Origin of the sequence: Sphingopyxis sp. Geo48 (assembly GCF_949769155.1) — a bacterium.
Taxonomy (GTDB): Bacteria; Pseudomonadota; Alphaproteobacteria; order Sphingomonadales; family Sphingomonadaceae; genus Sphingopyxis.
The window spans coordinates 623,404-637,146 of sequence record NZ_CATKPA010000001.1 but is presented as its reverse complement, the minus strand read 5'-3'; the positions used below and the strand labels follow the sequence as shown (position 1 = coordinate 637,146).

Here is a 13,743-nt window from a genome sequence, read left to right as displayed (position 1 = left end):
AGACCGCGGGGCCCGCCGCCGTCGGCTGGCCGGTTTCTGCCGAGATCGGGGAAACCGGCCGGATGGCGTCAGTAGCGGCGATCAAAGATCGCCATCGTCGCCTTCATCATCGGGGCCGGCCATCATCTCTTCGGCCACCGCGTCGGTACGGCTACGGATCGCGCTTTCGAGACGCTGCATCAGTTCGGGATTTTCGGTCAGGAAATTCTTCGCATTCTCGCGGCCCTGCCCGATGCGGATCGAATCATAGCTGAACCAGGCGCCCGACTTTTCGACGAGCCCCGCCTTGACACCGAGGTCGAGGATCTCGCCGATCTTCGAAATGCCCTGTCCGTACATGATGTCGAACTCGACCTGCTTGAACGGCGGTGCGACCTTGTTCTTCACGACCTTCACCTTGGTGGTGTTGCCGACGATCTCGTCGCGATCTTTGATCTGGCCGGTACGGCGGATGTCGAGACGCACCGATGCATAGAATTTGAGCGCGTTGCCGCCGGTCGTGGTTTCGGGATTGCCGTACATCACGCCGATCTTCATGCGCAGCTGGTTGATGAAGATCACCATGCAGCGCGAACGGCTGATCGAGCCGGTGAGCTTGCGCAGCGACTGCGACATCAGGCGCGCCTGAAGCCCGACGTGGCTGTCGCCCATCTCGCCCTCGATCTCCGCCCTCGGGACGAGCGCGGCGACCGAGTCGACGACGAGCACGTCGATCGCGTTCGAGCGGACGAGCGTGTCGACGATTTCGAGTGCCTGCTCGCCCGTATCGGGCTGCGACACGATCAGTTCGTCAATGTCGACGCCCAGCTTCCGCGCATAGACGGGGTCGAGCGCGTGTTCGGCGTCGACGAAGGCCGCGGTGCCACCCATCTTCTGCGCCTCGGCGATGCAGTGCAGCGCCAGCGTGGTCTTGCCCGAGCTTTCGGGGCCGTAGATTTCGATGACGCGTCCGCGCGGCAAGCCGCCGACGCCGAGCGCGATGTCGAGGCCAAGCGAGCCGGTCGAGATCGCCTCCACCTGCATCGCTTCCTTCGAGCCCAGCTTCATCACCGAGCCCTTGCCGAACGCGCGATCGATCTGCGCGAGCGCGGCGTCGAGCGCCTTCTGCCTGTCCGTTCCGTTCACTGATTTCCCCGATTCGACGAGTGACAATTGTCCGGCCATGACCGTCCCTTTCCAGCTCTAGAGCGACGGCAGAAGCATCGCAATGGCAGACTATGTGCCATATTTGTTCTCATGGAACAAGTGGGGAACAAAGAAAAATCGAAGGGGAAGAAATGCTCAGTTTCCGGCCGAAAATTCGTCCAGAACCGCTTCGATATCGCTGATCCGGAACGGCTTGGCGACCAGCCGCCGATGCGCATGTTCCGCCGGAATGATGTCGCCGCCGCCCGAGGTGAAGGCAAAAGGAATCCCGCGCGCGGCCAGTGCATCGGCGATCGGCCAGCCCTTTTCGTCGCCCAGGTTGATGTCGACGAGCGCACCGCCGATCGCTTCGGCGGCGATGATCGCCAGCGCCTCTTCATTCGTCGTGGCCTGCGCGGGTTCGGGCAGGCCGAGCGCGTCGAACATGTCGACGAGCATCATGCCGATCAGCACATCGTCCTCGACGAGCAGAATGCGATTCGCGTCAGCCATCGGACGCCCGATGCGCCGCATTGTCGAGCGCCGCCGACACCGCCTCGGCAAGCTGCGCGACCGAGAAGGGCTTGGGCAGGAAGGCGACGTCGTCGATGTTGATCGACTGACGAAGCTGCTCCTCGGCATAGCCCGACATGAACAGGACCGGCAGCGCCGGCCGCTTCTTGCGCATCTCGCGCACCATCGCGGGCCCGTCCATCGTCGGCATCACGACGTCGCTGACGACGAGATCGACCTTTTCCATCCCGGCGAAACGTTCCAAGCCCTCTTCTCCCTGCGATGCAGTGACGACCGTATAACCCGCACGGGCCAGGGCTCGTTCCGCGACCGCACGCACCATATCCTCATCCTCGACGAGGAGAATGGTACCCGTGCCCCACTGGCTCTTTTTCGGCTTCGACACCGGCGTGGGCGTCGCCGGTGCGCCGTGCTCGGCGCGGTGGACGGGGAGGTAGATGGTGAAGCTGGTTTTGCCGGGCTTGCTGTCGGCAAAGATGAAGCCTGCCGACTGCTTGATGATGCCATAGACCGTCGACAGCCCGAGCCCGGTGCCCTTGCCGACGTCCTTCGTCGTGAAGAAGGGCTCGAAGATCTTCGGCAGCACGTCGGCGGGGATTCCGGTGCCGGTGTCGCTGACCTTCAGCGCGCTATAGTCGGCGGGCGGCATGAACTCGCTGCCCATCTGGCGCACGTCGGCCGCCGATACCGGATAGGTCTCGATCGTCAGCGTCCCGCCGCCGGGCATCGCGTCGCGCGCATTGACCGCAAGGTTGATGATCACCTGTTCGAGCTGCCCAGGATCGGCACGCACCGCGCCGAGCCCGCGGCCGTGATGGACCGACAAATGGACGGTATCGCCGATCAGACGTTTCAGAAGATGCGACACCTCCGAAATGACGTCGGGCAGTTGCAGGATCTGCGGGCGCAGCGTCTGCTGGCGCGAGAAAGCAAGCAATTGCCGGGTCAGGCTGGCGGCGCGGTTCGCGTTGCTGCGGATCTGCTGGATGTCGTCATAGTCGCTGTCGCCGGGTGTGTGACGCATCAGCATCAGGTCGCAGCTTCCGAGCACCGCAGTCAGGATATTGTTGAAGTCGTGCGCGACGCCGCCCGCAAGCTGGCCGACCGCCTGCATCTTCGACGCCTGGGCGACCTGCCGCTTGAGCCGCGATTCCTCGCTCGAATCCTTGAGGCTGAGCAGCACCGCCGCCTCGCCGAGCCCGCGCACGCCGACGACGCGCATCGACACCGGATCGTCACCCTGCCCGACCAGCCGGATCGACAAGTCGCCTCCGACCTGTTGCCCGCTGCTGTGGCGCCGGATCATGTCGGCGAGCGGCCCCTTGTCCTCGCCGACGACAAGGTCGCCCGGATAGCGTGGCATCCGGCCTTCGCCGACATTGCCAGCGCGCTTGAACGCACGGTTCATGTAGAGAAATCGGCCGTCGCGATCGACCAGCGCGAGCCCGAACGGGAGCAGCGAAAGCAAGGTTTCGACATAGGCCTGCGCAGTGCCGCGATCGGCGGGCCCGATCTCCTCGTCGAGCATCGTCAGCAGCACCGGTCCGTGGGTGTCGGCGGGGGCGAGCGGGATCTGGATCATCCGCACCGGCGTCGCGCGGTCGCCCTCGCGCGCGAAATAGAGTGAACCCGCTTCGTCGAGCCGCAGCATCGCCGACACGTCGCGCCCGACATAATGTGCCTGATCGGCCTCATCGAGCGCGCGGAGCAGAAAGGCGCGATTTGCGGAGCGGAGCCGCCCCTCGGCGCTGACGAGCGCCGCCATGACGCCCGCCTGCGCGAGCGTCAGGCCCGCCGGCCCGTCGAGATGGCGGACGATCTCGGTCGCAAGATCGAGCCGTTCGTTTGCCGAAAAGCGCCAGACAAGATAATCCTCGGCCTGCCCGGTACGGAAGATATGCGCACGAAGCTGCAACGGACCGACGGCGATATCGTCGGCGACCCCCTCGCCGTCGCGCCATGCGGTGCGGCCGGCGTTCTTCAATGCCTCGGCGCCGCGTGCATCGACCGGCAGACCCGGCGGGGTGACGAACCCGCCGAACCAGGTCGCGAACAGATCGTTGGCGCAGACCAGCCGTCCGCCGCGGTCGGTCACCGCCACCGCGACATCGTCGTGGTTCACCGCGACGCGCAGCATCGTCCAGTCGGGGAGCGCCGCTTCACCTGCGGCCGCCTTGGGGAACAGACGGCGGGCCAGCAAGGTACCGCCCGCCGCGATCGCCAGCCCGGCCAGAAAGCCCGCCGCCAGTACGACGTTTCCGGTCGCCCAGAACAGCAGGCCGACCGACAGGAGCGCAAGACCGCCGAGCACGGCCAGATCGACGCGCGACAGATTGAACCGCGCGCCGAGCGGTCCCGCGGGGCCCGCCCCCCTGCTGAAATCGGTCTCAGCGGAGGGCAGGCTTTGCGCGGTCAACTGACGCTCTTTCTATAGCCGCATCACCAGATGCGGACACGATCCTTGGGTGCCAGATACAGCTTCTGGCCTTCCTTGACGTTATAGGCCTTATACCAAGGGTCAAGGTTGCGCGAGACCCAAGTCCGCTGGATCGAGGGCGAATGCGGATCGGTCGTGATGCGCTGCGCCAGATTCTGCTCGCGATAGTTGCGCCGCCACACCTGCGCCCAGCCGAGGAAGAAGCGCTGGTCGCCGGTCAGCCCGTCGATCACCGGCGCCGGCTTGCCGCCGAGCGACTTCTTGTAGGCGTCATAGGCGATGGTCAGGCCGGCGAGATCGCCGATATTCTCGCCGAGCGTAAAGGTGCCATCGAGATGCTCGCCGGGCAGCACTTCATACGCATCATACTGTGCAACGAGCGCCTTGCCGGCCGCCTCGAACGCCTTGACGTCCTCGGGCGTCCACCAGTCGGCCAGCTTCCCCGTCTCGTCATATTTTGCGCCCTGGTCGTCGAAATGATGGCTGATCTCGTGACCGATGACCGCGCCGATGCCGCCGTAGTTGATCGCGGCGTCGGCCTTCGGATCGAAGAAGGGCGGCTGCAGGATCGCGGCGGGGAAGACGATCTCGTTCATCCCGAAATTGGCATAGGCGTTGACCTCCATCGGGGTCATCCCCCACTCCCACCGGCGGATCGGACCGCCGAGGCGGCTGATATTGTCGTCGTGCGCGAACTGGTTGGCGCGCAGCGCGTTGCCGAACAGGTCGTCGCGCTTGATCTCGAGCTTGCTGTAATCCTTCCAGCGGTCGGGATAGCCGATCTTGGTCGTGAAATTGGCGAGCTTCTTTTTCGCGCGCACCTTGGTCGCGGGCTGCATCCAGGTCAGGTTGCCGATGCGCGTGTCGAGCGCGGCGAGGACATTCTTGACCAGCACGTTCATCGCCGCCTTGGTTTCGGGCGGGAAATATTTCGCGACATAATCCTGCCCGACGGCTTCACCCATATTGTTGGTGGTGAAGTCGACGGCGCGCTTCCAGCGTTCCTGCATCTGCGGGGTGCCCGACAGCGCGGTGCCATAGAAGGAGAAGGCTTCCTTCGCGACCGCGTCGGGCAGCACGCCCGAGAAGCTGTCGAGGCTGCGGACGGTCAGGATATCGCGGATCACGCCGATCGGCGCGTCGGCGATCAGCTTCGCCTCGCCGGTAAAGGCGCTCGGCTGCGACACGAGGAGCGAGTCCTCCTTGACGCCGACGCCGCGAACGAAGGTCGTCCAGTCAAAGCCCGGCGCGATCTTGGCCAGTTCGCCGACGGTCATCTTGTTATAGACCTTGGTCGCGTCGCTGCTGTCGTTCTTGTCCCAGTGGACCGTCGCGATCTGCTTTTCGAAATCGTAGATCGCCTTGGCGCGCGTGCCGGCGTCCGCCTCGCCTGCCAACGTCAGGACGTTTTCGAGATGCTTGAGGTAAGCGGCCTGCAGCTTGGTGTTGCGCTCGCTGTCCTTCAGATAGAAATCGCGGTCGGGCATGCCGATGCCGCCCTGCCCGATCGTGTAGATATAGACGTCGGGATTCTTGTCGTCCTGCCCGACATAACCGCCGAAGAAGTGCGCCACACCGCTGCGGTCGGCCTCGGCGAGCAGAGCCGCAAGGCCTGCCTTGTCAACGCTCCGGATCTTCGCCAGCCACGGTTGGATCGGCGCGAGGCCCTTCGCCTCGACCGCCGCCGAATCGAGGTACGATGCATAGGCGCGGCCGATCATGCTGTTCGGATCGGCCTTCGCCGCCTCGAGGATTTCCTGCGTGCGCTTCTGCGACAGGTCGGCCAGCGCGGTAAACATGCCGTAGTTCGACTTGTCGGCCGGAATCGCCGTGTTCTTCGCCCAGGTGCCGTTGGCATAGGCATAGAAATCGTCGCCCGGCTGGACGGTCTTGTCCATGCCGGTGAGGTCGAAGCCGAAGTCGCCGATTTGCGGCTTGGCCGACGCGGACGTCGCCGGTGCGGCCTCATCCTTGGCAAGCGCGGGCACGGCGCCCAGCAGCATGGCGCCCAGCGCCGCGGTCGCCATCAGGCGCGAAGAAATGTTCGGACGGTTCATGATGTTCCCCAGATGAACAAATGGATAGCGCGCCCGCGGTTCCCTCCGCCAGCGCGATCTTGCGATGGAACAGCTATAGGCCCGCTCCGGCCGGGTTCAACCGGCGACGGTGTCGCTCGTCGACGCCTCAAGTCGTTTGTCGCGCGCCCGGCGAATTTTGCGCCGCCAGCGCAGGCGTATCCAGGCATCCCAACCGATCGACGCCAGAACATAGCCGACAACAGCCGAAACCACCGAAATGACGAACAGGCCGGCGACTCCGCCCAGCAGCGCGGGCCCGGCGTTCGCGGTGAACCAGTGCCACCATTCGACCAGCGACGCCCCTTCGTCGTACAGGACATAGAGGTCGGCGACATTGGTTCGCAGCCCGAACAGCACATTGCCCAGCCACACCGAAGCGGCAAGGATGAGCGGCGTGGTCAGCGGATTGGACAGAAAGGTCATCGCCGCGCCGATCGGGATATTGGCACGGAACGGCAAGGCAAGCAGCGCCACGCCCGCAATCTGGACGCCGGGGATCAGGAAGAAGATACCGACGAACAGCCCCAGCGCGGTGCCGCGCCGCACCGACGTGCGGGTGAACCGCCACAAATGGCTATGCGCGACGCGGTGTGCGAACGGCCTCACGAAACGGCTTTCGAGCAGGTCCTCGCGGGTCGGCGAGTTGCGGCGGATCCAGTTCATGACCGCCGCCTTGTCGCGAGGCTCGCCGCCGCTCATCCGCGGTCCTTCAGCAGGCGCTGCTTGTCGCGCTTCCAGTCGCGCTCCTTGATCGATTCGCGCTTGTCGTGCGCCTTCTTGCCCTTGGCGAGCGCGAGTTCGACCTTCGCGCGGCCGCGGCTGTTGAAATACACCGACAGCGGAACGATCGTCATCCCCTGCCGCATCACCCCGGCATGCAGCTTGTTGATCTCGCGCCCGTTCAGCAGCAATTTGCGCGGGCGCCGCGGTTCGTGATTGAAGCGGTTGCCGTGGCTGAATTCGGGGATGTTGGCGTTGATCAGCCACACTTCGCCGCCGCTCACCTCGGCATAGCTTTCGGCGATCGTGCCCTCGCCGAAGCGCAGCGACTTCACCTCGGTACCCTGCAGCGCGATCCCTGCCTCGAACACCTGTTCCACGGCATAGTCGAACCGCGCGCGCCGGTTCTCGGCGACGACCTTTTTTTTGTCGAATTCGGCGGCGGACTGCGGACGGGCCATTGAACGAACCTAGAGAACTCCAGCCGCGACCAATGCGGCATCGACGGCCGCGCGCGATGCTTCGGACGCCGGAATGATAGGTAGGCGCACTTCGGGCGAAAACCAGTCGTGGATCCGCGACAGCGCATATTTGGCCGGGGCGGGCGAAGCGTCGGAAAACATCGCCTTGTGCAGGCCGAACAAGCGGTCGTGGAGCACCAGCGCTCCTGCCCAGTCGCCTGCGGCGCAAGCAGCGGCAAAATCGGCGCAGAGGCGCGGTGCGACATTGGCGGTGACCGAGATGCAACCGGCGCCGCCGAGCACGGCGTGCGGCAGCCACAGATCGTCGTTGCCGCTGAGCTGGCAGAAGTCCGCGCCAGCCCCCGCGCGATGCACAGTGACACGCGCCAGATCGCCGCTCGCGTCCTTGATCGCCACGACAGTGGGAATTTCGGCGAGCTGGCACATCGTCTCGGCGCTGATGTCGGCGACGGTGCGGCCGGGGACGTTATAGACGACGATCGGCAGGTCGCACGCATCGGCGAGCGCCAGGTAATGGGCGATCATACCTTCCTGCGACGGCTTGTTGTAATAGGGCGCGACGACCAGCGCCGCCGCGGCGCCGGCTTGCTGGGCATAGCGCATGTGGCGAATCGCAGTCGCGGTGTCGTTGGACCCGCATCCGGCGATGACGGGGACGCGGCCCGCCGCCGCCTCGAGGCAGGCGTCGATCACCCGATAATGTTCTTCAAAGCCGAGCGTCGGGCTCTCGCCCGTCGTGCCGCACGGGACGAGCGCGCTGGTTCCTTCGTCGATCTGCCATTCGACCAGCCGTTTGAACGCCGGCGCATCGAACGCACCGTCGCGAAATGGCGTCACCAAGGCGGGAATCGACCCCGAAAACATGCTCCGCTCCTTTACAAAGACTCCATGCGACCGATAGAATTGGCCGGGGCGCCGCTATTGGACGTCTATTCAGCGCCCCGCAAGGAGTTTGGCACTAAAATGCCCCGCATGATTTCGCTGCCCCGTATTTCCCGTCTGGCGCTCGCGCTGGCCCTGGTCGTCCCGGCCACAGCGCATGCAAGCGAACTCACCCCCGAACAGATGGCATGGTATCGTGCCCAGATGGGCCTTGCCGCGCAGTCGGCCACGCCGCCCTCGACCAGTTCGGTCGGCGACGCGGTGCTCGAATGGCGGCGGCTGACCGCGAACAACATCGCCTCCTTCGACCAGCTCTCGCGGTTCCTGATGGCGAACCGCGACTGGCCCGATGCCGAGAAGCTGCGCGTTCGCGCCGAAAAGGCGATCGCGCTCGACAGCTATGACCCGCAGCGCACCCTCGCCTTCTTCCAGGCCTATCCGCCGCGCACGGCCAGCGGCGAGCTCCGTCTCGCGCTCGCGCTCAACGCGACCGGCCGCCGCGACGAGGCCAATGCCGCCGCGCGGCGCGCGTGGACCGGCGGGATCATCGACGACATGGAGGTCAGCCGCGCGCTGGGCTTCTTCTCCGGCGCCTTCAGCCCGGCCGACCATGACGCGCGGATGGACCGGCTGCTGTGGACCGGCTCGACGATCGCGGCGGGTCGCCAACTTACCTATACCTCGCCGGAGAAGCGCGCGATCTTTGCCGCCCGGCTGGCGATGCGCGGCGGCGCGGTCGATGCGGCGCTCCAGTCGGCGGCCGTGGAGAGCGCCAACCCCTCGCTGCTCCGCACCGACGCGGGCTATATCACCGACAAGGCGACGTGGCTACGCAAGAGTGGCCGCGTCGGCGAGGCGCGCGCGCTGCTCGCCGCTCCGCGCGCGCTCGCCAAGGCGCCGACCGATGCCGAGGAATGGCTCGAAACATTGCTCACCAACGCGCGGGCAGCCGACGCCGCGGGCGACAAGCAGACCGCCTTCAATATCGCCAAGCAGATCGACGACAGCTTCGCGCCCGGCGTGGTGATCCGCGAAGCGCCGCTCAGCGTGCGCGACGATTTTACGTCGCTTGCGTGGCTCGCGGGGCAGCTCGCCTACAAGGATCTGCGCCGTCCGGTCGAGGCGGTGCGCCTGTACCGCGCCTATGGCGAGGCGGCGCGTTCGGCGCAGACGCGCACCAAGGGCTTTTACTGGGCCGGCCGCGCCGCGCTGGCCGCGGGCGACCGCGACACCGCGAACCGCTATTTCGCCGATGCCGCCGAACATTATGACCAATTCTACGGCCAGCTCTCGCTCGAACGCCTCAACCGGCCACAGCCCAGGCCAAAGCCCGAACCGACGATCCATGTCAGCAGCGACGAGAAGCGCGCGTTCGAGGACAACCGGCTGGTACGCGCAGCGCGCGCCCTCGGCGAGATCGGCGCGTGGCGCGAGCAGTCGCAGTTCCTGCGCGCGCTCGCCCAGCGCGCGTCCTCACCCGCCGACCATGTGCTCGCGGGCCAGCTCGCCTCTTCGATCGGGCGCCCCGACCTGGGTGTGATGATCGGCCGCAGCGCGCAGGCGAACAGCCTCGACGCGGTCGAAGTGTCGGGCTTCCCGACGGTGCGCGTCCCCTCCGGCCATGAGAGCAACTGGACCTTCATCCATGCGATCACCCGGCAGGAAAGCCAGTTCGACCGGCAGGCGATCAGTCACGCCGGGGCGCGCGGCATGATGCAGCTCATGCCCGGAACGGCGCGCGAGGTCGCGGGCAAGCTCGGCATGAGCTATGATGCCGGATCGCTCACGGCCGACACAAACTACAATTTGACGCTCGGATCGACCTATTTCCAGCAGATGCTGAGCTATTTCGGCGGCAGCTACCCGCTCGCGGTCGCGGCGTACAATGCGGGGCCCGGCAATGTGAACAAATGGCTGCGCGCCAATGGCGATCCGCGCGGCGGCGGGATCGACATGGTCGACTGGATCGAGGCGATCCCCATCTTCGAGACGCGCAACTATGTCCAGCGCGTGCTCGAAAATGCCGTCGTTTACGACACGCTCCGCGACGGGCGCAGCGTGCCCAAGGCGCCGCTGAGCTTCTACCTCGGCAAGCGCGACCCCGGCTGATCCCGATGGCGGGGGAGAAGACCAATATCATCAGCCCGGCGGGCTTCGCCGCGCTGCGCGCCGAATATGACGTGCTGTTCGCCCAGGAACGGCCGAAACTGGTCGAAACGATCAGCTGGGCGGCGGGCAACGGCGACCGCAGCGAAAATGGCGACTATATCTATGGCCGCAAGCGGCTGCGCGAGATCGACCGGCGGCTGTCCTTCCTCGCGCGGCGGATGAAGGCGGCGCGCGTCGTCGATCCCGCGGCGCAGCCCGACAAGAGCCGCATCTGGTTCGGCGCGACGGTCGAACTGGCCGACGACGATGATGCGCGTCGCACCGTCACGCTGGTAGGCGACGACGAAGCCGAGGCCGGCGAAGGCCGGATCGGCTGGAACAGTCCGCTCGCCCGCGCACTACGCGGCGCAGCGGTGGGCGATCTTCGCACCGTACAGCTTCCCGCCGGGCCGAAGGAATGGGAGGTTATGGCGGTCACCTACCCCTGACGATCACTCGCCGATACCGGCGATCAGGTCGCGCTGGTCTTTCCGGAGTTCGGGCAGGTCGCGCGCGAGCTTCGCCCAGAAGACCGCCTCCTTCGGGTCGGCGGCGACGCCATCGCCCTTCGCATAGGCCCAGGCGAGGATCGCGCGCGATCCCGCGAAACCCGCGCGTGCGCCGACGCCGCAATCCTCGATCGCGTCTTTCAGCGTCTTATCGGCGAAATGCGCCTCGCAAAGCCAGTGGCTGCCCTCGGGATTCCCCGCATCGGCGATCGCGCGCAGGCGTTTCAGGTTCGCGTCGCGCGTGGTTGCAAAATAGGTGAGCGCGAAGATCGCAGCGGGATGGCCCTTTTCGGCCGCCTCGGCATAGAGCGCCTGCGAGCGCACGAAATCGGGCGGGCCGAAGGTGCCCGAGGCCAGGCGATAGGCGAGATGCGTCTTCGCCTTCGAAAAACCGGCGTTCGACGACGCGATATAGAGATCGTAGGCGCGTTTCACGTCGGCGGGCGTCGGGTCATTCTCGAGCAGCAGATAGGCAAGCTCCTGCTGCCCCGCCGGAAAACCCTGCGCCGCCGATTGTTCGAGGTAGGCGCGCGCGCGCGGCACGTCCTTTTTCACCCCGACGCCGAGCGAGAACATATAGCCCGCGAGATGCTGCGCGAGCGGATCACCGCCATCGGCGAGCCCGATCAGTTCGGCGGCGGGATGGTGCGACAGCACGTCGGCAATGATGATCGGCTCGTCCTCGATCGCGAGCCGGTCGAGCGAAATGTCGGCAAGCGCGCCCGGCTTCAGCGCGCCGCGCGCGACCGGTGGCGGCCCCGGCGGCGCGGCAAACGCGCCGAGCGTCGGGCCGGACTTCACGCTTTCGGGAACCTCGGGCGGCGCGACGAGATAATAATCGTCGAACCAGCTCCCATAATGGAAGGGCTGCTGCGGCCCCAGCTCCATGCCATAGGTGCGCTTGTAAACATCGCGCGACACGACCTTGAAATAATCGGAGATTTCGAGCCCCGGAATGCCGAGTTCCGCGACCACCGCCGCCGCGAACGGGCTGACCGGCGAACCCACCGGCGCAAAGTCGAGCGCGGGACGGCCCTTTGCGGTCGAATAGAAGACCGCGCCCTGCCCGATATCGAGCAGGCCGAGCGGCGCCGATCCCGCCTCGCCCTTCGCGATGTCGGTGTCCTCGATTCGCACCACCGGGTCGGGCGTGCGGCAGGCGTCGACGAACAGCAGCGTGAAGGCGCCCGGCGGCACGACGCGTTTCACCAGCGCCTCGATCGACAGATAGCGCTTCTCGACATCGGCGCGGCGCGTCGCGGGCGGCGCCTCGACCGGCACCAGCCAGTTGCGGCCGCCATATTCGAAGCCGTGCCCGGCGTAGTAGAGGACGACCGACTTCGCGCCCTTCGCTTCCTCGGCGAATTTCGCCAGCGCGGCGTCGAGCCCGGCCTTGTCGGCGTTGTTGACGACGCGCGGCGAGATCCCGGCCTTCGCCATGGCGTCGCACACATAGCCGATGTCGTTGACGGCATTTCTGAGCGACGGCCATTCCCAGTCGTTATAGGCGCTGTTGCCGATCAGCAGCGCGACGCGGTCGCCCTTGAGCGGCGCGGTGCCGCAGGTTGCCGACGGCTGCGCCGACGCCGCGGAAGCGAGCCCTCCCATCAAGACGAGCGCCGCCGCCAATGCCGCCCCATATTGCCAACGCATCATTTCGATCTTTCCACCCCGGCAAATAGCGAAACCGCAGAAAACCGCGCAACTTCACTCGCAATTCACACCTCTTGCGCCCCGCCCGGGCCCCAGCCCGCAACCGGCCGACGCGGCCCCGGAGGCAAGGGTAGGTCAGCGGAATAGTGTAGGAAAGCCCAAATCATGTCGAACTGTGCGCCGCGTCACCCCGCGTCGCTGGACGGCCCGGTACGCAATGCTAGGGTCAGGATCCATTAATTCCGCGATCGAGGTTTGAAGCGATTTTGCTTGGGGCGAGGAGAAAAAGCGCAGGAATATGTCGATATTTCCAGACTTTTCGACGAAGCCACAGGCAAAATCGGTCAAATCCCGCAGGGACGCCGAAATGGCTTCGATCTCAGGCCCGCGCGGCCTTGCGGGTAGCGATGCTACCCGCTGCACCCGCCCGAACCCGATATCTTCGCCATTTCGACGCCTCGATCGCGGAATTAATGGGTTCTGACCCTAATCTGATCGCGAGGGAGACGAAGATGACGCGAAGCCTGGCCCTGATCGCTGCGTTGCTGCTCGGCGGAACCGCGCACGCGGCGGCGGCGCCCGAGCCGAGACCAGCGGTTGCCGACGAGACATTGCAGGACGGGCTCGAACTCGGCGAAGAGATCGAGGCGCGTGTCGATGGCGACCTCAACGGCGACGGCGATCCCGATACCGCGTTCGTGGTCGCAAGCCCCGACGCGCGGACACTTTATGTCGTCCTGAGCTATCGCACCGAGGTCGATTTCGGACATGATCCCGCGGGCAGCGCCAAGCTGGCGACCGACCCGCTCGGGCCCGCCGAGTTGTCGATCAGCAAGGGCGTACTCGTGGTGAAAGACCTAACGGGAGGCACGACAGCGCTTGCCTCGACCTATCGCTTCCGCGCCGACAAGGCGAAGGCTCCTCCAAGGATGCGGCTGATCGGGCTCGATGCCACGCTCTACAGCCGGACTTGGGCGCATGACGGCAGCGAGATGAGCTGGAACCTGCTAACCGGCGACGTCGTCGCGTCGCAGCTGAAGCTCGTCGGAAAGGGTGAGGACGCGAGCTACGACAAGCAGTTCACGCGCAAGTCGAAACGGCCCGTCACGACCGTCTATATGGAAGATACACCCGATCCCGAGGAGGAACTGATCCGCGCGACCCGGGCGAAATAG

General features: G+C 65.8%; 11 protein-coding genes. 3 read left to right on the top strand and 8 right to left on the bottom strand.

The genetic code is table 11. The annotated features are described in order from the left end of the window. Positions 1 to 81 precede the first annotated feature (81 nt). The 7 genes from recA to dapA all read right to left on the bottom strand — a co-directional run bounded on the left by recA (position 82) and on the right by dapA (position 8,240). Entirely contained in the window at positions 82 to 1,164 is a 1,083-nt protein-coding gene (gene recA / locus QOL79_RS03275; RefSeq protein WP_058457444.1) for a recombinase RecA, read from the bottom strand. A gap of 117 nt (positions 1,165 to 1,281) precedes the next feature. Further along, a complete protein-coding gene (locus tag QOL79_RS03270; protein ID WP_283418604.1) occupies positions 1,282 to 1,638 on the bottom strand; it encodes a response regulator in 357 nt (118 codons plus the stop codon). Further along, positions 1,631 to 3,991: a hybrid sensor histidine kinase/response regulator gene (locus tag QOL79_RS03265; RefSeq protein ID WP_058457456.1), complete on the bottom strand. Its 2,361-nt coding sequence runs from the start codon at positions 3,989 to 3,991 to the stop codon at positions 1,631 to 1,633. Before QOL79_RS03265 ends, QOL79_RS03270 begins: the two co-directional genes overlap by 8 nt. 107 nt (positions 3,992 to 4,098) lie before the next feature. Beyond that, positions 4,099 to 6,153 carry a M13 family metallopeptidase gene (locus QOL79_RS03260; RefSeq protein WP_502957459.1) on the bottom strand — a complete coding sequence of 685 codons (2,055 nt, stop codon included), beginning with the start codon at positions 6,151 to 6,153 and terminating at the stop codon, positions 4,099 to 4,101. A gap of 96 nt (positions 6,154 to 6,249) precedes the next feature. Then, positions 6,250 to 6,837, bottom strand: a complete 588-nt coding sequence (locus QOL79_RS03255) for a DUF2062 domain-containing protein (protein WP_349306412.1) — start codon at positions 6,835 to 6,837, stop codon at positions 6,250 to 6,252. A 32-nt stretch (positions 6,838 to 6,869) separates the two neighbouring features. Next, a complete protein-coding gene (smpB, locus tag QOL79_RS03250) occupies positions 6,870 to 7,355 on the bottom strand; it encodes an SsrA-binding protein SmpB (RefSeq protein ID WP_204993129.1) in 486 nt (161 codons plus the stop codon). Between the two features lie 9 nt (positions 7,356 to 7,364). Next, entirely contained in the window at positions 7,365 to 8,240 is an 876-nt protein-coding gene (gene dapA, locus QOL79_RS03245; protein ID WP_283418602.1) for a 4-hydroxy-tetrahydrodipicolinate synthase, read from the bottom strand. Between the two features lie 99 nt (positions 8,241 to 8,339). Between dapA and QOL79_RS03240 the strand changes: the two genes are divergently transcribed. Further along, positions 8,340 to 10,367: a lytic transglycosylase domain-containing protein gene (locus QOL79_RS03240; protein ID WP_502957457.1), complete on the top strand. Its 2,028-nt coding sequence runs from the start codon at positions 8,340 to 8,342 to the stop codon at positions 10,365 to 10,367. Positions 10,368 to 10,372: 5 nt separating this feature from the next. Next, positions 10,373 to 10,855 carry a transcription elongation factor GreB gene (gene greB, locus QOL79_RS03235; RefSeq protein ID WP_283418600.1) on the top strand — a complete coding sequence of 161 codons (483 nt, stop codon included), beginning with the start codon at positions 10,373 to 10,375 and terminating at the stop codon, positions 10,853 to 10,855. Positions 10,856 to 10,858: 3 nt separating this feature from the next. Here the strand turns inward: greB and QOL79_RS03230 are convergent, their stop codons facing one another. Next, entirely contained in the window at positions 10,859 to 12,571 is a 1,713-nt protein-coding gene (locus QOL79_RS03230; RefSeq protein ID WP_283418599.1) for a caspase family protein, read from the bottom strand. A gap of 509 nt (positions 12,572 to 13,080) precedes the next feature. Here QOL79_RS03230 and QOL79_RS03225 point away from each other — a divergent pair. Further along, a complete protein-coding gene (locus tag QOL79_RS03225; protein ID WP_283418598.1) occupies positions 13,081 to 13,743 on the top strand; it encodes a hypothetical protein in 663 nt (220 codons plus the stop codon).